This is a genomic window from Streptomyces sp. NTD107 (assembly GCF_059510435.1).
Window position 1 is genome coordinate 276,852 of record NZ_JCAJZV010000002.1, and the last position, 19,689, is coordinate 296,540.

Consider the following 19,689-nt stretch of genomic DNA (forward strand, 5'->3'; position numbering starts at 1 on the left):
GAGGCGGCTCAGTCCTTGTGCACGGTGCCATCCGGGTCAAGGCCCCGGAAGGAGAGGATGACGATCAGAATGCCACCGCAGACGATCGCCGAGTCGGCCAGATTGAACACCGAGAAGTGCTGGACGGAGATGAAGTCCACCACATGCCCCTCGAACACCCCGGGGGCCCGGAACAGCCGGTCGGTGAGGTTGCCGAACGCCCCGCCCAGCAGCAGCCCCAGCGCGATCGCCCACGGGGTGCTGTACAGCTTGCGCGCCAGCCGGATGATCACCACCACCACGGTGGCGGCCACGGCTGTCAGAAAGACGGTCAGCGCCTCGGCCATGCCGAACGCCGCGCCGCCGTTGCGGATCACCGAGAAGCGCACCCAGTCGCCGATGACCTCGATGGACCGCTGGTGCTCCAGCCACTCCACCGCCGCGATCTTGCTGGACAGATCGAGCAGGAACACAAAGGCGGCCACCACGGCCAGCACGCCGATCCGGCGGCGCCGCGGCGCCGCCGGATCCGCTTCCGCTCCGGCTTCCGTTTCCGGCTCCGGCGCGGTCTCCGCCGCCGTCTCGTCCGGTTCCGGACGAGAGGAATCTTCGGGTGTCTCGATGGTGCGCTCCGCCTCGCTCACACGTTGAGGGTACGACACGGGGCGATCCGATCACCCGACGACCGGCACACCGGGCGTCGCCCGCGACCTCACGCCCGCCGCTCCTGCCGCTGCTTGTCCTCCACACACAGCGTGGCCCGCGGGAACGCCTGCATTCTGGCCTTCCCGATCGGCTTGCCGCACACCTCGCAGGTGCCGTACGTGCCGGCCGCCAGCCGGTCCAGCGCCTTCTCGGTCTGGAACAGCATCTCGCGCGCGTTGGCCGCCAGCGCCAGCTCGTGCTCGCGGGTGATGTTCTTCGAGCCGGTGTCGGCCTCGTCGTCCCCGGCCCCGTCCCCGGAGTCGCGCATCAGCCCGGCCAGCGCGTCCTCCGAGGTGGTGATCTCGGTACGCAGCCGCTCCGCCTCGTCCGTCAGCTCCCGGCGCGCTTCGGTGACCTCCTCCGGCGTCCAGGGGTCCTCGCCCGGCCGGACCGGCAGCTCCCCGGGGGTCACGGGGCCCGCGGCGCGGGCGGCGGGCACCGCAGCGGCCGACTCTTCCGTCGTGTCCGTCCTCGTGCTGTTCTTCGCAGCCACCTTCTTGGCTCCTGTCCCGTCCGTCGTGGACTTCTTCGCCGTCTTCTTCGCCGTCGTCTTCGCGGGCGCGGCCTTCTTGGCGCTCTTCTTCGCAGCCGCCTTCTTCGCCGTCTTCTTCGTCGCCTTGGACGCGGTCGTCTTGGACGTGGACGGCTTCCCGGACCCGGCCGGCGTGCCGTCCGGTGCTTCTCCGGCGGTATCGCTCGTCGCCACCATCGCGGCGGCCCCTTCACATAGTGTGATCTTGCTCGCGCATTGTGACCGGAACGATAAATCGACTCCGGGTGAGCAGCAACGGGGACGCGCCGGTCCCCCTGCGTTGTGCCCCGCCCGGCCCCCGGATAACCGGTCATCACCCCGGTACGAAGTTCCGTACACTGTCCGCAGCGAAAGGCATCGATGGGGACGAGTAGCGCCGTCCGGCAGCCAGGAGCGACCCGGGGACGGTGCGAGCCCGGGGGCGTGCGCGGCGCGAAGATCACCCCGGAGCCGTCGGAAGAAAGCCGCCCGAGCCCCGGCTCGGCACGCGAGTAGACCCGGCATCGCGGCCCAATGAGGGGGCCGAGGCAGCGGCAGCCACCGCTCCGCCTGGGCCAAGGAGGGTGGTACCGCGGGCGCCCGAGCCGGGCTCTCGTCCCTCCGACGGAGATCAGTGTGTGTCCGCCGGAGGAATGCCGATGACGCAGTACCGCCCCGTGCCGGCCCAAGTCGATCTGCCCGCGCTCGAACACGCGGTCCTCGACTTCTGGCACGAGAACAAGACGTTCAACCGCAGCCTGGAGCAGTCCGAGGGCCGCCCCGAGTGGGTGTTCTACGAGGGCCCGCCCACCGCCAACGGCATGCCGGGCGCCCACCACATCGAGGCCCGCGTCTTCAAGGACGCCTTCCCCCGGTACCGCACCATGCGCGGCTACCACGTCTCCCGCAAGGCCGGCTGGGACTGCCACGGCCTGCCCGTGGAGCTGGCCGTGGAGAAGGAGCTGGGCTTCACCGGCAAGCAGGACATCGAGACGTACGGCATCGCCGCCTTCAACGCCAAGTGCCGCGAATCGGTCACCCGGCACACCGACGCCTTCGCCGAGCTGACCACCAGGATGGGCTACTGGGTCGATCTCGACGCCGCCTACCGCACCATGGACCCGCAGTACATCGAGTCCGTGTGGTGGTCGCTCAAGGAGATCTTCAACAAGGGTCTGCTCACCCAGGACCACCGGGTCGCCCCCTGGTGCCCGCGCTGCGGCACCGGCCTGTCCGACCACGAACTGGCCCAGGGGTACGAGACGGTCGTCGACCCCTCCGTCTATGTCCGGATGCCGCTCACCTCCGGGCCGCTGGCCGGCCAGGCAGCGCTCCTGGTGTGGACCACCACCCCCTGGACCCTGGTCTCCAACACCGCCGTCGCCGCCCACCCCGAGGTGACGTACGCGGTGGCCACCGACGGCACCGAGCGGCTGGTCGTCGCCGAACCCCTGCTCGCCACCGCCCTGGGCGAGGAATGGCACGCCACCGGCGAGACCTTCACCGGCGCCGAGATGGAGCGCTGGACCTACCGGCGCCCCTTCGAGCTGGTCCCGTTCGAGGAGGCCGCCCACTTCATCGTCAACGACACCTATGTCACCACCGAGGACGGCACCGGGCTCGTCCACCAGTCGCCCGCCTTCGGCGAGGACGACCTGCGGGTCGGCCGCGCCTACGGCCTGCCGGTGGTCAACCCGGTGCGCCCGGACGGCACCTTCGCCGAGGACATCCCGCTGGTCGGCGGCCAGTTCTTCAAGAAGGCCGACGAAGCCCTCACCGAGGACCTGCGGCAGCGCGGTCTGCTCTTCAAGCACCTGGCGTACGAGCACAGCTACCCGCACTGCTGGCGCTGCCACACCCCGCTGCTGTACTACGCACAGCCGTCCTGGTACATCCGCACCACCCAGGTCAAGGACGCCCTGCTGCGGGAGAACGAGAACACCACCTGGCACCCGGAGTCCGTCAAGCACGGCCGCTTCGGCGACTGGCTCAACAACAACATCGACTGGGCGCTGTCCCGCAACCGCTACTGGGGCACCCCGCTGCCCATCTGGCGCTGCGCCGAGGACCACCGCACCTGCGTCGGCTCACTGGCCGAGCTGTCCGAGCTGACCGGCACCGACCAGTCGGGCCTCGACCCGCACCGCCCGTACATCGACGAGATCACCTTCCCCTGTACGGCAGAGGGCTGCTCGCTCACCGCCACCCGGGTCCCGGAGGTCATCGACGGCTGGTACGACTCGGGCGCCATGCCGTTCGCGCAGTGGGGCTACCCGCACCGCAACCGCGAGGTGTTCGAGAAGCGGTACCCGGCCCAGTACATCGCCGAGGCCATCGACCAGACCCGCGGCTGGTTCTACACCCTGATGGCCGTGGGCACCCTGGTCTTCGACAAGAACTCCTACGAGAACGTCGTCTGCCTGGGCCACATCCTGGCCGAGGACGGCCGCAAGATGTCCAAGCACCTGGGCAACACCCTGGAGCCCATCCCGCTCATGGACCAGCACGGCGCGGACGCGGTGCGCTGGTTCATGGCGGCCGGCGGCTCCCCGTGGGCGGCCCGCCGGGTGGGCCACGGCACCATCCAGGAAGTGGTGCGCAAGACGCTGCTCACCTACTGGAACACCGTCGCCTTCCAGTCGCTGTACGCCCGCGCCGCCCACTGGGCCCCGTCCGCCGCCGACCCGGCGCAGGACGACCGGCCGCTGCTGGACCGCTGGCTGCTGAGTGAGCTGAACGCCCTGGTCGACATGGTCACCAAGGCCATGGACACCTACGACACCCAGCGGGCCGGCAAGCTCATCTCGACGTTCGTCGACGATCTGTCCAACTGGTACGTGCGCCGCTCCCGCCGCCGCTTCTGGCAGGGCGAGCCGGCCGCGCTGCGTACCCTGCACGAGGTCCTGGAGACCGTCACCCGGCTGATGGCCCCGCTGGTGCCGTTCATCACCGAACGGGTCTGGCAGGACCTGGTGGTGCCGGTGACCCCGGGCGCGCCCGAGTCGGTGCACCTGGCGTCCTGGCCGGACGCCGACCTGACCCGGGTGGACGCGGATCTCTCCCAGGACATGCTGCTGGTACGCCGGCTGGTGGAGCTGGGCCGGGCCACCCGCGCCGAGTCCGGGGTGAAGACCCGGCAGCCGCTGTCCCGGGCGCTGGTCGCCGCGCAGGGCTTCGAACTGCTCGGCGAGGACCTGCGGGAGCAGATCGCCGACGAGCTGAATGTGACCGGGCTCGCCGCGCTGTCCGAGATGGGCGGCTCGCTGGTGGACACCACGGCGAAGGCCAACTTCCGGGCGCTCGGCCGCCGGTTCGGCAAGCGCACCCAGCCGGTGGCGCAGGCCATCGCGGCGGCGGACGCCACCGCGCTGTCGGCGGCGCTGCGGGCCGGCACGGCGGCGGTCGAGGTGGACGGGGAGCGGATCGCGCTCACCCCGGAGGAGGTCATCATCACCGAAACGCCCCGCGAGGGCTGGTCGGTGGCCTCGGACAGCGGGGCGACGGTGGCGCTGGATCTGGAGATCAGCCCGGAGCTGCGCCGGGCGGGCATCGCCCGGGACATCATCCGGCTGGTGCAGGAGGCCCGTAAGAACAGTGGCCTCGATGTCACCGACCGGATCGCGGTGCGCTGGCAGGCCACCGACCCGGAGGTGAGCCGCGCGCTGGCGGACCACCAGGCGCTGATCTCCACGGAGGTGCTGGCCACGGAGTTCGCGGAGGGCACCGCCACCGAGCCGTTCGGGCCGGCCTTCACCGACGAGGAGCTGACCCTGACCTTCCACCTGCACAAGGTGTAACCCTCCCCGGGGGGAAGCCATGGCCATGTCGCCCGGCCGGGGGTGTCGCGACGCGGCGCCCCCGGCCGCCGGCGAGGAACCCTGGCCTCGGTGTGCCGTCCGGCCCGCCCCTGGCCGGAACCTCTCCGCCCGCTTCCCCTCAACGCTCATCCCGGGTCGCATCGCCGACGAGGCCGGGCCCGGACGATATGTCCGGGCCCGGCCTCGTTGGTGATATGCCGACGCGTTACGCCGTAGGTGACGCCGTCAGTTGTCGTCCTCGTCGATCAGGAAGCCGCGCATCGGGGACGGGGCCTGCTGCTGGACCGGCTGCGGGCCGGCCGGGCGGACCGGCGCCATCGGCTGGGTCATCGCCGGGGACATCCCCTGCTGACCGCCGTAGGACGGCGGGCCGGCGTGGCCGCCACCCGGGTGGCCGCCGTGGGTGCCGTTGTGGCCGGGGCCGCCCATCGGCTGCTGGCCGCCCATGGACTGGTGTCCGCCCATGCCGCCGCCCATGCCGCCAACCGGTCCGGCCGGGGCACCGGCCGAGGCCAGCGAAGGCTGCGGGGACGGGGGCAGCGAAGCGGCCACCGGGGTACGCGGCGGGGCCAGCGAATCGTCGGACTGGCTCTCCAGCTGGCGCAGCTGGCTCTCCAGGTACGACTTCAGTCGCGTGCGGTACTCCCGCTCGAAGCCGCGCAGATCCTCGACCTTGCGCTCCAGGGTGGCGCGGGCGGACTCCAGGGAGCCCATCGCGACCCGGTGCTTCTCCTGGGCGTCCCGCTCCAGCGCGTCAGCCTTGGCGCGGGCGTCGCGCTCCAGACCCTCGGCGCGGCTGCGGGCCTCGCCGACAATCTTGTTGGCCTCGGAACGGGCCTCCGCGATCGCCTGGTCAGCGGTCTGCTGCGCCAGCGACAGCACGCGCGCGGCGCTCTCGTTGCCACCGGGCTGCTGCATCGGGCCGGGGCCGCCGGGGCCGGGGCCGTGACCCATCGGGCCGGGGCCGCCCATCTGCTGGTGCTGCTGCATCTGACCGGGACCGCCGGGACCACCCGGACCGCCGAGCGGGTTCGGACCGCCGGGGCCGCCCAGCGGGTTGGGGCCACCGGGGCCCATCGGGCCGCCGGGGCCGGGGCCGTGACCCATCGGGCCGGGGCCGCCCATCTGCTGGTGCTGCTGCATCTGACCGGGACCGCCGGGACCACCCGGACCGCCAGGACCCATCGGACCACCGGGCCCCGGCAGCTGGGGCGGGCCGCCCATCTGCTGTTGCTGGGGGCCGGGTTGCGGACCGGATATGGCCGGCGGGCCACCGGGGCCGCCGGGCCCGGGCCGCTCCTGCGGCTCCGGCTTGCGCATGTTCTGCTGGTTCTGGGCTGCGGCGCGGGTGGCGGCGGCGAGTTTGGCGCGCAGATCCTCGTTCTCCCGCAGCAGCCGGGTGAGCTCTGCCTCAACCTCGTCGAGGAAGTGGTCGACCTCGTCCTCGTCATAGCCTTCACGGAGACGGACCGTGGTGAACTGCTTGTTCCGCACGTCCTCGGGGGTCAACGACATCTCTTCACCTCAACGTATTTCGTCAGCATATCGGCAAGACCGTACTCGTTCACAGCCCGGCCACGACGTTGATCAGGATGTAGACGATGATCATGAGTACGAAGAAGGACAGATCAAGCGCCACACCCCCGAAACGCAGCGGAGGAATCACCTTCCGCAGCGCCTTCAGCGGCGGATCGGTGACAGTGTAGGTGGCCTCAAGCGCGACGACCATCGCCCGTCCGGGCTGCCATGAGCGCGCGAACATGAAGACGTAGTCCATCACCAGCCGGAAGAGCAGAAGTCCGAGGACGCAGTACAAGGCGATCAGGATCACGTCCCGTGCGATGCCCATCCGTGGTGTCCCTCTCCCCTGCCCTACCCGGCCGGCTGGCCGGGAACGCTCTCGTCCGGTTGCTGTCGTCTCAGCTCTGGTTGAAGAACCCGCCCTCAGCGATCCGGGCCTTGTCCTCCGCCGTTACATCGACGTTAGCAGGCGACAGAAGGAAGACCTTCTGCGTCACGCGCTCGATGCTGCCATGCAGACCGAAGACCAGGCCAGCGGCAAAGTCGACAAGTCGCTTCGCGTCGGTGTCGTCCATCTCTGTGAGGTTCATGATCACCGGGGTTCCCTCGCGGAAGTGTTCCCCGATCGTACGGGCTTCGTTGTAGGTGCGGGGGTGCAGCGTGGTGATGCGATACGGCTCCCGCTCGGACACGACCTTGGGCATGATCACCGGTGCGCTCTTCTCGACGTGGGGTCGTTCGGATGTGATGGAAGACACGGGAGCGATCCTCCCAGGTCGTCTGTTTTCCGACAGGAGGGGAGCCGGGGCCGGTTCACTCTCCCGCTGAGCCGGCGGATGCACCACCCGCACCGGCTCCTCCACCCGCTCGCGGGGCGGCGGTTCGTGCGCCTGCTGGCGCCGCCCGCGCTCCGGCTCGGGCTCCGGTTCGAAATCGTCGTCGGGGCCGTACCCCGGGCGGTCATAGCCGTCGTCCTCCACGAGGCCGAGGTAGACCGCCATCTTGCGCATCGCGCCAGCCATCGACTGGATCCTCCGCTCTCTGGTGGATCGGCACCGCCCTGATGGGCCGTCAATCCACGTCACTGTGCCCGAACGCATCGGGAATGACCATATTTTCGGCAGTGTTCCGACTCGTTTGGCGACGTTACCCGAGGGCGGGGCGGACTCCGAGTACCGCACTGCCGACGCGTACGTGTGTCGCCCCCGCCCCGATCGCCTCCTCCAGGTCCGCGCTCATACCCGCCGAGACCATGGTGGCAGCAGGATGCACGGCGCGCAGTCCGCTTGAGATTTCCCGCAGCCGTTCGAAGGCGGCGGCCGGGCGCCCGGCGTACGCCCCACTGAGCGGAGCGACCGTCATGAGCCCGGCGAGCGACAACCCGGGGGCGTCCGCGACCGCGTGCGCCAACTCCGCCACGCCCTCGGGCGCTACCCCGCCCCGGCCCGCACTCTGGCCGGATTCCTTCTCCAGCGCGACCTGCACCAGCACCCGAAGCGGGGGGCGCTCGGCGGCCGTCACCGCCGAGGAGAGCGCGCCGACCAGCCGCAGCCGGTCCAGTGAATGCACATAATCGGCATATCTGGCGACGGATCGGGCTTTGTTGGTCTGCAACTGGCCCACAAAGTGCCAGTTCAGTGAAAGATCTGCACAGGCAGCCGCCTTGCCCGCCGCCTCTTGGTCACGATTTTCCGCGAAATGCCGGATTCCCAGACCCGCCAGCAGCCGCACATCCTCCACCGGATAGGTCTTGGTCACCACCACCAGCGTGACCTCGTCCCGCGCGCGCCCCGCCGCACCACACGCGCGGACAATGCGCTCCTCCACCCGGGCGAGGCCGGTCATCAGCTGCTGTTCGCGCTCACTCATCAGGGGGACACCCATACATAACTGGCCTGTCGCCCGGTGGTGTGATCCCGGCGGTAGGAGTAGTGGTCGGCGGACTCCAGCGTGCACACCGCGGAGAGCCGGACATCGGTGACCCCCGCACCGGCCAGCTGCCGGCGTACCCCCGCACCGATGTCGACGCCCGGCGTGCCGTTCCGGGTGAAGCAGCCGCTGCCCGGCACCGCCGTCTCGACCTCGTCGCGCATCGCGGCCGGCACCTCGTAACAGGCCCCGCACACCGCCGGACCGGTGCGGGCGGTGATCCGCCGCGGCTCGGCGCCCAGCGCCACCATCGCCTCGACGGTGGCCGGCACCACCCCGAGCGCGAGACCCGGGCGCCCGGCGTGCGCCGCTCCCACCACTCCCGCCACCGGGTCGGCCAGCAGCACCGGGGTGCAGTCGGCGGTGAGCACCGCGAGCGCCAGACCGCGCCGGGCGGTCACCACCCCGTCGGCCCGCGGCGGCAGTCCGCCGGGCCACGGGCCCTCGGCGACCGCCACCTCGCGGCCGTGCACCTGGGTCATCCAGCAGACTCCGGCCGGGTCGAGCCCCAGCTCGCCCGCCGCGCGCGCCCGGTTGGCCTCGACGGCGACGCTGTCGTCGCCGACCGCCCCGCCCAGATTGAGCGTGTCATACGGAGCGGCGCTCACCCCGCCCCACCGGTCGGTGAAGGCGAAATGCGCGCCGCTCGCTGTGCTCTGTCGGTCTATCACGTCAGGAAATGATCACTTGAGGAAGTCGGGAACGTCGAGCTCCTCGGCCTGACCGCCGTCGTAGGGGCGGGCCGAGGGCACCTGCGGGCTGAGCGACGGCGCCGCATCCGACCGCTCGGCGGCCACCGGCTCGGTGAGCGCCGGCACCTCGCGCTCGGCCGGCTCGCGGGACGGCAGCGTGCCGAGCCCGCCGAACGACGGCCGCTCGCTGTCGCTGTCGCCGCCACGGTCCTTGGCCGCCGGGGCGGGCGACTCGTCCTTGGCACCGTACGAGCCGAGCGCCCGGTCCCGGCTGCGGGCCGGCGGCTGACCGCCGTCGAAGCCGGCGGCGATCACGGTGACCCGTACCTCGTCGCCCAGCGCGTCGTCGATGACCGCGCCGAAGATGATGTTGGCCTCGGGGTGGGCGGCCTCGCTCACCAGCTGGGCGGCCTCGTTGATCTCGAACAGGCCCAGGTCGGAGCCGCCGGAGATGGACAGCAGCACCCCGCGCGCCCCGTCGATGGAGGCTTCCAGCAGCGGGGAGGAGATCGCCATCTCGGCGGCGGCCACCGCGCGGTCGTCGCCGCGTGCCGAGCCGATGCCCATCAGGGCCGAGCCGGCCTCCGACATCACGGACTTGACGTCGGCGAAGTCCAGGTTGATCAGACCGGGGGTGGTGATGAGATCGGTGATCCCCTGCACGCCCGACAGCAGCACCTGGTCGGCGGACTTGAAGGCGTCCAGCACGCTCACCTGGCGGTCCGAGATGGACAGCAGGCGGTCGTTGGGGATGACGATGAGGGTGTCGACCTCGTCGCGCAGCTGGGCGATGCCGTCCTCGGCCTGGTTGGCGCGGCGGCGGCCCTCGAAGGTGAAGGGCCGGGTGACCACGCCGATGGTCAGCGCGCCCAGGGTACGGGCGATGTTCGCGACGACCGGCGCGCCGCCGGTGCCGGTGCCGCCGCCCTCGCCCGCGGTGACGAAGACCATGTCGGCGCCCTTGAGCACCTCTTCGATCTCCTCGCGGTGGTCCTCGGCGGCCTTGCGGCCCACTTCCGGGTCGGCTCCGGCGCCCAGGCCGCGGGTGAGCTCACGCCCGACGTCCAGCTTGACGTCGGCGTCGCTCATCAGCAGCGCCTGCGCATCGGTGTTGATCGCGATGAACTCGACGCCTTTGAGACCGACCTCGATCATCCGGTTGATGGCATTGACGCCACCGCCGCCGATACCAACGACCTTGATGACTGCGAGGTAGTTCTGCGGTGCTGCCACGTCGAAGGCCTCTCGCCTCGATTACGTATCGCCGCTCCGCGGATGCAGCGGTGCGCCGAAGGATGCCGATGGGACGGTTTGGGAAAGCCGACCCGACCCTAACGCTCAAGTTTAGGGTTAGCTGTGCTGGTCGTTCCTTGGATTCCTCGGAACGGACACTAAGTCGACATGTGGTACGCGTTCAACGAACACGCCGAACCTCCCGTTTTTCTTTTCACCCTATGTGATCACGCTTGGTTCGGGCCAACCAGGTATCCCCGGTCAACCACCCGACGCGGCCGGGGCGCTGGGCACGCTCACATCGAAGTGCCCGGCGTCGGGGGCCGCTTTCATCAGTATGGTGAACGCTTCGGCCTTCGCCGAGGAGTCTTCCGGACTTCCCCAGCGCACGGTGCGATCATCCGATAGTTCAAGGGTGATGGCGTCATAGGACTCGATCCGGATCACCGAGGTCACCGCCGCCAGCGGCTCCGGCAGCGCCGTCGCCACCGCCACCGCGTCGCGCAGCGTGCGCTCCTCCCCGAACCGGCGTGCGCTGGGGCTGTCCGCCATCTCCAGTGCCAGCAGCGGCACCGAGGCCAGCGGTTCGGCGATCTCCGCGAACCGCACCCCCTCCTCGTCCACCTCGGCATAGCCGCCCGGCGCCGGCACCTGGGCCCGCGGCTCCCGCTCGGTCAGCCGCAGCCCCACCCCGTGCGGCCAGGCGCGCACCACCCGCACCGACTTCAGCCGGGGCAGCTCCGCCAGCAGCCGCGCCTCGATGGCGCCCTTGTCCAGCGAGGCCATCGGCGCGCCCAGCGGAACCGCCGCCGCCGAGAGCACCTGTTCCCGCGTCAGCTCCCGCGAGCTCTCCCGCTCCCAGCCGACCGACACCTTCTCGATCCGCAGCCACTGCGAGCCGTACAGCGCCCAGGCGCCGAAACCGGCCAGACCGACGGCCGCCACCAGCAGCAGCACCAGCAGGATCCGGGAGCGCGGCAGCAGCCGGCGCACCGGCCCCCGCCCGGACCCGGGCGGAGCCTCCACCTGCCGCCGCTCGGCGACGCCGCCGGTTCTGGCCACGCTCCCTCGCCTTCCCTCCGCCGCCCGCTATGCCTTACGGGCCGCGATCGCCTCGTGCACCATGCCGACCAGCAGCTCATCGGCGTGCGGACGGCCGAACTCCCCGGCCGCCCTGGACATCGCCAGCAGCCGCCCCGGATCGGTCAGCACCGGCAGGACGTTGCCCCTGACCCACTCCGGCGTCAGCTCCGCGTCGTCCACGATCAGTCCACCGCCCGCCTTCACCAGCGGCTGGGCGTTCAGCCGCTGTTCGCCGTTGCCGATCGGCAGCGGCACATAGGCGGCCGGCAGCCCGACGGCGGACAGCTCGGCGACGGTCATCGCGCCCGCGCGGCACAGCATCATGTCGGCCGCCGCGTACGCGAGGTCCATGCGGTCCACATACGGTACCGGGACATAGGGCGGCATCCCGGGCATCGTCTCCACCTGCGGCAGGTCGTTCTTCGGACCGACCGCGTGCAGGATCTGCACCCCGGAGCGCTGAAGCACCGTCACCACGGACTGCACGACCTCGTTCAGCCGCCGAGCGCCCTGCGAACCGCCCGACACCAGCAGCGTCGGCAGATTCGGGTCGAGCCCGAACGCGGCCCGCGCCTCGGCCCGCACCGCCATCCGGTCCAGGGTCGCGATCGAACGGCGCAGCGGGATCCCCACATAGCGGGCGTGCCGCAGCTTGCTGTCCGGAGTCGAGACGGCGACGAACTTCGTGTACCGGGCGCCGATCTTGTTGGCCAGCCCCGGACGCGCGTTGGCCTCGTGCACCACGATCGGCACCCGCTGCCGCTTGGCCGCCAGATAGCCCGGCAGCGCCACATACCCGCCGAAGCCCACCACGCAGTCCGCCTTGGTGCGCTCCAGGATCTCCTCGGCGGCCTTGACCGTGCCGCGCAGCCGCCCGGGGACGGTGATCAGCTCGGGGGTCGGCTTGCGCGGCAGCGGTACGGCCGGGATCAGGCCGAGTTCATAGCCACGCTCGGGGACCAGCCGGGTCTCCAGACCACGCTCCGTGCCGAGAGCCGTGATACCCACGGTCGGGTCCTGCCTGCGCAGGGCGTCCGCGAGGGCGAGCGCGGGCTCGATGTGACCGGCGGTCCCTCCGCCGGCGAGTACGACATGCACCGAATTTCACCGCTCTCCGGACGGCGCCTTCTTCGCGCGCCGCCTCATCGACTTACCAATGAGCCCAGGTTTCCGCATGGCCAGGGCAGCCCCGGCGGCGGGGTCGCTGCGCGCGAAGGCGATCAGCAGCCCGACCGCGAACATGGTGGACAGCAGAGCGGATCCCCCGTACGAGAACAGCGGAAGGGGCACCCCGGCGATGGGAAGCAGTCCCAGCACCGCGCCGATATTGACCACGACCTGGGTCATGATCCATGCCGTGACCCCGCCCGCGGCATACCTCACGAAGGGGTCCTCCGTGCGTCCGGCCACGCGGATACCCGCATAGCCTAGAGCCGCGAAGAGGCCGAGCACCGACAGCGTCCCCGCAAGACCCAGTTCCTCGCCCGTGATCGCGAAGATGAAGTCGGTGTGGGGCTCGGGGAGTTCACCCCATTTCTCCACACTGGCCCCAAGTCCGGAGCCGAACCAGCCACCGCTGGCGAGAGCGTAGATTCCATGGACGGCCTGCCAGCAGCGGTCGCCGGTGCCCGGCTCGGTGGCGCCGACACACGCGAGCCGGTCGAGCCGGTGCGGGGCGGCGGCGATGAACAGCGCCGCGAGGCCGGCGGCGGTGGCCAGCACCCCGGCGAACAGCCGGGTGGGGGCGCCGGCCAGCCACAGCAGGGCGAAGAGGATCACCGTGAGGATGACCACGGTGCCCATGTCGCCGCCGAGCATCACCAGGCCGTAGACCAGCAGCGCGCCGGGGATCAGCGGGATCAGCAGATGCCGCATCTGGCCGAGCAGCGCCTTGTCCCCCTTGCGGGCGAGCAGATCGGCGCCCCACAGCACGAGGGCGAGCTTGGCGAACTCGCTGGGCTGGAGCCTGAACCCGCCCACCAGATCGAGCCAGTTGGTGTTGCCGTTGACCTCGACCCCGATGCCGGGCACCTGGACCAGCACCAACAGGCCGACGGTGACGGCGAGGAACGGATAGGTGAGCGCGCGCAGCAGCCGGATGGGCAGCCGCATGGCGATGATCAACAGCACCGCCCCGCCCGCGGCGGCGAGCAGCTGCTTGTGGAAGTAGAACGTGGCGGGCAGCCCCCAGCGCAGCGCCTGGATCTGGGAGGCGGAGAAGACCATGACGAGCCCCAGCAGCGCGAGCAGCAGCCCGGTGCCGAGCAGCACGTAATAGGCCGTCAGCGGCCGGTCCCAGGTGCGCCGGACCCGCCGGACGAACTTCGGGGCGCGGGGCGCTCTGCCGGGCCGTGGCGGCTTCGGTGCGCGCGCCTTGCCGGCGGCGGCCGGGGGCTTGGGGGCGGGCGCCCGGCGCGGCGCGGGCGCTGTCCTGCCCCGCGCGGGCCGCGCGCCCCCCCGGGCTTCCCGCAGTGCCATCCCCCCGGCTCCGGCCGGCGCGGGGACGGGCCATACCCGCCGCAGCATCCCCACCACATCGGCACCCGTACGCTTCATGTCTCCCCCGTCCCCTCCTTGGTGTCCCGCCGGTGGCCGGAGGTGGCGGGGTCAGTCGGTCAGGTCCGCGACGGCCGTCGCGAACGCCTCGCCGCGCGCGTTGTAGTTGGTGAACATGTCCATCGAGGCGCAGGCCGGGGCCATCAGGACCGTGTCGCCGGGGCGGGCGAGCGCGGTGGCCTCCCGTACGGCCGCCGCCATCGACCCAGTGTCGGTCCGGTCGAGGCCGACGACCGGGACATCCGGGGCGTGTCGCGCCAGGGCGTCGGCGATCAGCTGCCGGTCGGCGCCGATCAGCACGGCGCCGCGCAGCCGGCCCGCCGCGGTCTTGACGAGTTCGTCGAAGGTGGCGCCCTTGGCCAGGCCGCCGGCGATCCACACGATCGACTCGTAGGCGGCCAGCGACGCCTGGGCGGCGTGGGTGTTGGTCGCCTTCGAGTCGTTCACGTACGAGACGCCCGCCACGTCCGCCACATGGGCGATGCGGTGCGCGTCGGGGGTGAAGGCGCGCAGGCCCTCCCGTACGGCCTGCGGCTGGACCCCGTAGGCCCGGGCCAGCGCCGCCGCCGCGAGCGCGTTGGCGATGTTGTGCGGGGCGGCCGGGGTCACATCGGTGATCTCGGCCAGCTCCTGGGCCTGCCGCTGCCGGCCGGGGACGAAGGCGCGGTCGACGAGGATGCCGTCCACCACGCCCAGCTGGGAGGGCCCGGGGGTGCCCAGGGTGAAGCCGATGGCGCGGCAGCCCTCGACCACGTCCGCCTCGCGGACCAGGTCCTCGGTGGCGGGGTCGGCCACGTTGTAGACGCAGGCGACGGTGTTGCCCTCGTAGATGCGGCCCTTGTCGGCGGCGTACTGCGCCATCGAGCCGTGCCAGTCGAGGTGGTCGGGGGCGAGGTTGAGGACCGCCGCCGAGTGCGGGCGCACCGAGGGTGCCCAGTGCAGCTGGTAGCTGGAGAGTTCGACGGCGAGGACGTCGTACGGCTCCCCGGAGCGCACCACGTCGATGATCGGGGTGCCGATGTTGCCGACGGCGGCGGTCCGCAGGCCCGCCGCCGTGAGGATGGCGGCGAGCATTTGTACGGTGGTGGTCTTGCCGTTGGTGCCGGTGACGGCGAGCCAGGGCGGGGCGTCGGGGCCGCGCAGCCGCCAGGCGATCTCGACATCGCCGACGACCTCGACCCCGGCCGCCGCGGCGGCGGCGAACAGCGTGCTGTCCGGCCGCCAGCCGGGCGAGGTGACCACCAGGTCGGTGTGCTCCGGGAGGGTGGCGCCGTCGCCGAGCCGCACCGTGATGCCGGCGTGGGCCCGTTCCAGGGCGGCGGCGGCCGTGCGCTGCCGCTCGCCGTCGCCGCCGTCCACCACCGTGACGCGGGCTCCGAGGCCGGCCAGGGCGTGGGCGGCGGAGCTGCCGCTCAGGCCGAGGCCGGCGACCGTGATCCGCTGCCCGGAGAACTCACTCACAAGTCCGCCACCCATGCGCCGTAGAAGATTCCGATGCCGACAATCACACACATGCCCTGGATGATCCAGAATCTGACCACCACCAGGACCTCGCTCCACCCCTTCAGTTCGAAGTGGTGCTGGAGCGGTGCCATCTTGAAGACCCGGCGTCCGGTGAGCCGGAAGGAGCCGACCTGGATCACCACGGACATGGTGATGATCACGAACAGGCCGCCCAGGAGCGCCACCAGCAGCTGGGTGCGGGAGACGATGGCCAGGCCGGCCAGCGCGCCGCCCAGGGCCAGCGAGCCGGTGTCGCCCATGAAGATCTTCGCGGGTGAGGTGTTCCACCACAGGAAGCCGAAGAGCGCGCCCATCATGGCGGCGGCGACCACGGCGGTGTCCAGCGGGTCGCGCACCTCGTAGCAGGTGGCCCCGGCGGTCAGCTCGTTGGCGCAGGTCTGGCCGTACTGCCACACGCCGATGAAGACGTAGGCGCCGAAGACCATCACCGAGGCGCCGGTGGCCAGGCCGTCCAGGCCGTCCGTCAGGTTCACGCCGTTGGACATCGCCAGGATCATGAACAGCGCCCACAGCACGAACAGCACCGGGCCGATGGACCAGCCGAAGTCCTGGGTGAAGGACAGGTGCGTGGAGCCGGGGGTGAGGCCGCGCGAGTCGTGGAAGTTCAGCGCGAGGATCGCGAAGGCGATGCCGACGAAGAACTGGCCGAGCATCTTGGCGCCGGCCCGCAGGCCGAGCGAGCGCTGCTTGACGATCTTGATGTAGTCGTCGAGGAAGCCCACCAGGCCCATACCGGCGAACAGGAACAGCACCAGCAGCCCGGTGATGGTGGGCGCGGTGCTGGTCATGACCTTGGTCGCGGCGTACGCGATCAGGGTGGCCAGGATGAACGCGATGCCGCCCATGGTGGGGGTGCCGCGCTTGCCGTGGTGGCCGCGGGGGCCGTCGTCGCGGATGAACTGCCCGTAGCCCTTGCGGGCGAGCAGCTTGATCAGCAGCGGGGTGCCGACCAGGGTCAGGAACAGCCCCAGCGCACCGGAGAAGAGGATCTGCCTCATCGGGCGGCGACCTCACCAACGCCGTCGACGTCGCCGGCCAGCGCGATGGCGACCGCCTCCAGGCCCACCGACCTGGACGCCTTCACCAACACGACATCTCCCGGCCGCAACTGACCGCGCAGCAGCTCCACCGCTGCCGAAGCGTCGGACACGTGCACCGACTCCTCACCCCACGAACCCTCGTTCTTGGCGCCCATGTCCAGCCAGGCGGCCTCTTGACCGCCCACGGACACAAGCTTGCTGACGTTGAGCCGGACGGCGAGCCGTCCGACGGCGTCGTGCTCGGCGAGCGAGTCGTCTCCCAGCTCGGCCATGGCACCGAGCACCGCCCACGTACGGCCCCCCCGCGCTCCGGCGGTGCCGCCCATGGCGGCGAGCGCGCGCAGCGCGGCCCGCATGGAATCGGGGTTGGCGTTGTAGGCGTCGTTGACGATCGTCACGCCGTCCGCTCGCTCGGTGACCTCCATCCGCCACTTCGAGAGCGGGCCCGCGGCGGAGAGCGTTTGAGCGATCTCCGCAGCGGACATGCCTACCTCATGCGCAACAGCCGCAGCGGCAAGCGCGTTCGACACATGGTGCTCACCGTACAACCGCATGGTCACGTCGGCGTACCCGGTGGGGGTCTTGAGGCGGAACGCGGGGCGTCCCTGGGGTGTCAGATGTGCGTCTTCGGCGCGGATGTCCGCCTCTTCGGACTCCCCGAAGAGCACGGTACGGGCCCGGGTGCGGGTGGACATGGCGCGTACGAGGGGGTCATCGGCGTTGAGGATCGCCACACCGCCCTCGTCGGCCGGCGGCAGCCCCTCGATGATCTCGCCCTTGGCCTGGGCGATCGCCTCGCGGCTGCCGAACTCGCCGAGGTGGGCGGTGCCCACGTTCAGCACCATGCCGATGGTGGGCGGGGCCAGCGTCGTGAGATAGCGGATGTGACCGATGCCGCGGGCGCCCATCTCCAGCAGCAGATGCCGGGTTTCCCCGGTCAGGCGCAGCGCGGTCAGCGGCAGGCCGATCTCGTTGTTGAACGACTCGGCGGTGTAGACCGTGGGGCCCACGCGCTCCAGCAGCTGGGCGGTGAGGTCCTTGGTGCTGGTCTTGCCGGAGGAGCCGGTGAGGGCGATGACCGGGGTGCCGAGCCGGCGCACCGTGTGCTGGGCGAGGGCGCCCAGCGCTTCGGTGACGTCGTCGACCACGACCGTGGGCACCCCGGCGCCCAGGCGGCGGGTGGCGAGCACGACGGCGGCGCCGGCGGCGACCGCCCGCTCGGCGTAGTCGTGGCCGTCGACCCGGTCGCCGGGCAGGGCGGCGAACAGGGCGCCGGGTACGGCCTCCCTGGAGTCGATGACCACCGGCCCGGTGACGGGGGGTGGCGGCTCCGGTATGTCGTGCGGGGTGCCCCGTACGACGGTGACGAGCTCAGCAACGGGAAGAGGGATCACTTCAGTGGGCCTCGCGTGGCGTTGTGGCGTGAGGGCGGATGGGCAACCGCGGCGGCCCGCTCGATGGCGGCGCGCAGTTCGGTTCGGTCGTCGAAGGGCCGGATGACTCCGGCGATGTCCTGGCCCTGCTCGTGGCCCTTGCCGGCCACCAGGACGGTGTCGCCTGCTTCGGCGCGGGCGACGGCCAGGGCGATGGCTGCGGCGCGGTCCTCTTCGAGGAGGACGGTGCCGCGTTCGTGAACGGGCACCTCGGCGGCGCCGGCGAGCATGGCGGCGAGGATGGCCAGCGGGTCCTCGGAGCGCGGGTTGTCGGAGGTGAGGACGGCGGTGTCGGCGAGCCGGGCCAGCGCGGCGCCCATGGCGGGGCGCTTGTGCGGGTCGCGGTCGCCGCCGCAGCCCAGGACGGCGTGCAGCCGGCCGTCGGTGACCTTGCGCAGCGCGTGCAGCACGGACTCGACGGCGTCGGGTTTGTGCGCGTAGTCGACGACGGCGAGGTAGGGCTGGCCGGCGTCCACGCGCTCCAGGCGGCCGGGTACGCCGGGGACGGTGGCGATGCCGCCGGCGGCGGTGACCGGGTCGATGCCGGCCACCCACAGGGCGGCGATGGCGCCGAGGGTGTTGGCCACGTTGAACGGGCCGGGCAGCGGCGCGGTGGCGGGCACCCGTACGCCTTCGGGGCCGATCGCGGTGAAGGTGGAGCCGAGCGGGCCCAGGGTGACGTCGGCGGCGCGCCAGTGGGCGTCGGGGTGGCCCTCGGCGGAGAAGGTGGTGATCGGGATCTCGGCCTCGGCGACGAGGCGGCGGCCGTACTCGTCGTCGATGTTGACGACTCCGGCCCTGGCCCTGGCCTTGGTGAACAGCTGCGCCTTGGCCGCGTAGTAGTCGGCCATGTCGGGGTGGAAGTCGAGGTGCTCGGGGCTCAGGTTGTTGAAGACGGCCACGTCGAAGACGACGCCGTCCACCCGGCCCATCACCAGGGCGTGGCTGGAGACCTCCATGGCGAGCGAGGTCACGCCGCGCTCGCGCATCACGGCGAACAGTCCCTGGAGCTCGGTGGCCTCGGGGGTGGTGCGCTCGGATTTCACCCGCTGGTCGCCGATGCGGGTCTCGACGGTGCCGATCAGCCCGGTCGGCTCGTCCTCCTTGGCGACCGCGCGCAGGCCCCCCTCCACCAGGTAGGCGGTGGTGGTCTTGCCTGAGGTGCCGGTGATGCCGATCTTCAGCAGGTCGGCGCCGGGCTCGCCGTAGATGGTGGCGGCCAGCGGGCCCATGTGGGCGCGCGGGTCGGCGACGGTGAGCACGGGCAGCCCGGTGGCGGCGGCCCGCTCGGTGCCGGTGGGGTCGGTGAGCACGGCCACCGCGCCGCGGCTGGCGGCCTGGGCGGCGAAGTCGGCGCCGTGGAAGCGGGCGCCGGGCAGTGCGGCGTAGATGTCACCCGGCAGGGCGGCGCGCGAGTCGTGGGTGATGCCGGTGACGGCGGTCCCGGCGTGCGGTCCGGCCGGCTCGGTGACCCCCAGCGGCCCGGCCAGCTTCGCCAGCGGTACGGGGGCGACCCGTGCCGGGCGGGGCGGCGCCGACGGGGTGTGATCAGCGTGGGACACGGCGGTGAGCGTACCCGGCGCGGTGGGGGTGCCGCGAAGTGAGGTGCGGCCGGATGCCGTGGCAAGTGGGGGGTTTCCGTCGCCCTCGGTGATCGTTCTCACG

Annotated in this window: 16 protein-coding genes; 1 reads left to right on the forward strand and 15 read right to left on the reverse strand. The window is 71.6% G+C overall.

Annotation, left to right across the window (positions count from 1 at the left end; translation table 11 throughout):
* Positions 1-8: 8 nt before the first annotated feature.
* On the reverse strand, positions 9-623 hold the full coding sequence (gene lspA, locus AC5WRL_RS04985; RefSeq protein ID WP_496087049.1) for a signal peptidase II: 615 nt from the start codon (positions 621-623) through the stop codon (positions 9-11).
* Between the two features lie 68 nt (positions 624-691).
* Positions 692-1,393, reverse strand: a complete 702-nt coding sequence (locus AC5WRL_RS04990; protein ID WP_496087050.1) for a TraR/DksA family transcriptional regulator — start codon at positions 1,391-1,393, stop codon at positions 692-694.
* Between the two features lie 455 nt (positions 1,394-1,848).
* Between AC5WRL_RS04990 and ileS the strand changes: the two genes are divergently transcribed.
* Positions 1,849-4,992, forward strand: coding sequence for an isoleucine--tRNA ligase (ileS, locus tag AC5WRL_RS04995; protein ID WP_496087519.1), 3,144 nt, complete (start codon positions 1,849-1,851; stop codon positions 4,990-4,992).
* 246 nt (positions 4,993-5,238) lie between these two features.
* Here the strand turns inward: ileS and AC5WRL_RS05000 are convergent, their stop codons facing one another.
* The 13 genes from AC5WRL_RS05000 to AC5WRL_RS05060 form a co-directional block, all read right to left on the reverse strand.
* On the reverse strand, positions 5,239-6,528 hold the full coding sequence (locus AC5WRL_RS05000; protein ID WP_496087051.1) for a DivIVA domain-containing protein: 1,290 nt from the start codon (positions 6,526-6,528) through the stop codon (positions 5,239-5,241).
* Positions 6,529-6,577: 49 nt separating this feature from the next.
* On the reverse strand, positions 6,578-6,862 hold the full coding sequence (locus tag AC5WRL_RS05005) for a YggT family protein (protein WP_496087052.1): 285 nt from the start codon (positions 6,860-6,862) through the stop codon (positions 6,578-6,580).
* A gap of 70 nt (positions 6,863-6,932) precedes the next feature.
* Positions 6,933-7,556 (reverse strand): cell division protein SepF, encoded by a 624-nt coding sequence (locus AC5WRL_RS05010; RefSeq protein WP_496087053.1) that lies wholly within the window; start codon positions 7,554-7,556, stop codon positions 6,933-6,935.
* A 124-nt stretch (positions 7,557-7,680) separates the two neighbouring features.
* Positions 7,681-8,403, reverse strand: coding sequence for a YggS family pyridoxal phosphate-dependent enzyme (locus tag AC5WRL_RS05015; protein WP_496087054.1), 723 nt, complete (start codon positions 8,401-8,403; stop codon positions 7,681-7,683).
* Entirely contained in the window at positions 8,403-9,134 is a 732-nt protein-coding gene (gene pgeF / locus AC5WRL_RS05020; protein ID WP_496087055.1) for a peptidoglycan editing factor PgeF, read from the reverse strand. The genes AC5WRL_RS05015 and pgeF overlap by 1 nt, the downstream gene beginning before the upstream one ends.
* Before the next feature lie 12 nt (positions 9,135-9,146).
* Positions 9,147-10,388, reverse strand: coding sequence for a cell division protein FtsZ (gene ftsZ, locus AC5WRL_RS05025; RefSeq protein WP_496087056.1), 1,242 nt, complete (start codon positions 10,386-10,388; stop codon positions 9,147-9,149).
* 261 nt (positions 10,389-10,649) lie between these two features.
* The gene (locus AC5WRL_RS05030) at positions 10,650-11,450 is read right to left on the reverse strand and encodes a cell division protein FtsQ/DivIB (protein ID WP_496087057.1); all 801 of its coding nucleotides are present in this window, start codon (positions 11,448-11,450) and stop codon (positions 10,650-10,652) included.
* Between the two features lie 27 nt (positions 11,451-11,477).
* Positions 11,478-12,569 carry an undecaprenyldiphospho-muramoylpentapeptide beta-N-acetylglucosaminyltransferase gene (gene murG, locus AC5WRL_RS05035; protein ID WP_496087058.1) on the reverse strand — a complete coding sequence of 364 codons (1,092 nt, stop codon included), beginning with the start codon at positions 12,567-12,569 and terminating at the stop codon, positions 11,478-11,480.
* Between the two features lie 6 nt (positions 12,570-12,575).
* On the reverse strand, positions 12,576-14,027 hold the full coding sequence (gene ftsW / locus AC5WRL_RS05040) for a putative lipid II flippase FtsW (RefSeq protein ID WP_496087059.1): 1,452 nt from the start codon (positions 14,025-14,027) through the stop codon (positions 12,576-12,578).
* Between the two features lie 51 nt (positions 14,028-14,078).
* On the reverse strand, positions 14,079-15,503 hold the full coding sequence (gene murD / locus AC5WRL_RS05045; protein WP_496087060.1) for a UDP-N-acetylmuramoyl-L-alanine--D-glutamate ligase: 1,425 nt from the start codon (positions 15,501-15,503) through the stop codon (positions 14,079-14,081).
* On the reverse strand, positions 15,485-16,549 hold the full coding sequence (gene mraY, locus AC5WRL_RS05050) for a phospho-N-acetylmuramoyl-pentapeptide-transferase (protein WP_496087061.1): 1,065 nt from the start codon (positions 16,547-16,549) through the stop codon (positions 15,485-15,487). Before mraY ends, murD begins: the two co-directional genes overlap by 19 nt.
* The gene (locus AC5WRL_RS05055) at positions 16,546-17,985 is read right to left on the reverse strand and encodes a UDP-N-acetylmuramoyl-tripeptide--D-alanyl-D-alanine ligase (protein WP_496087062.1); all 1,440 of its coding nucleotides are present in this window, start codon (positions 17,983-17,985) and stop codon (positions 16,546-16,548) included. Before AC5WRL_RS05055 ends, mraY begins: the two co-directional genes overlap by 4 nt.
* Positions 17,982-19,688: a UDP-N-acetylmuramoyl-L-alanyl-D-glutamate--2,6-diaminopimelate ligase gene (locus AC5WRL_RS05060; RefSeq protein WP_496087063.1), complete on the reverse strand. Its 1,707-nt coding sequence runs from the start codon at positions 19,686-19,688 to the stop codon at positions 17,982-17,984. The genes AC5WRL_RS05055 and AC5WRL_RS05060 overlap by 4 nt, the downstream gene beginning before the upstream one ends.
* Between the last annotated feature and the right edge of the window lies 1 nt (position 19,689).

Excerpts from the sequence above, each read along its gene's own strand:
- AC5WRL_RS04990 (WP_496087050.1), bottom strand. The coding sequence starts at position 1,393 with ATGGTGGCGACGAGCGATACCGCCGGAGAAGCACCGGACGGCACGCCG.
- ileS (WP_496087519.1), top strand. The coding sequence starts at position 1,849 with ATGCCGATGACGCAGTACCGCCCCGTGCCGGCCCAAGTCGATCTGCCC.
- AC5WRL_RS05000 (WP_496087051.1), bottom strand. The coding sequence starts at position 6,528 with ATGTCGTTGACCCCCGAGGACGTGCGGAACAAGCAGTTCACCACGGTC.
- AC5WRL_RS05005 (WP_496087052.1), bottom strand. The coding sequence starts at position 6,862 with ATGGGCATCGCACGGGACGTGATCCTGATCGCCTTGTACTGCGTCCTC.
- AC5WRL_RS05010 (WP_496087053.1), bottom strand. The coding sequence starts at position 7,556 with ATGGCTGGCGCGATGCGCAAGATGGCGGTCTACCTCGGCCTCGTGGAG.
- AC5WRL_RS05015 (WP_496087054.1), bottom strand. The coding sequence starts at position 8,403 with ATGAGTGAGCGCGAACAGCAGCTGATGACCGGCCTCGCCCGGGTGGAG.
- ftsW (WP_496087059.1), bottom strand. The coding sequence starts at position 14,027 with ATGAAGCGTACGGGTGCCGATGTGGTGGGGATGCTGCGGCGGGTATGG.
- murD (WP_496087060.1), bottom strand. The coding sequence starts at position 15,503 with ATGGGTGGCGGACTTGTGAGTGAGTTCTCCGGGCAGCGGATCACGGTC.
- mraY (WP_496087061.1), bottom strand. The coding sequence starts at position 16,549 with ATGAGGCAGATCCTCTTCTCCGGTGCGCTGGGGCTGTTCCTGACCCTG.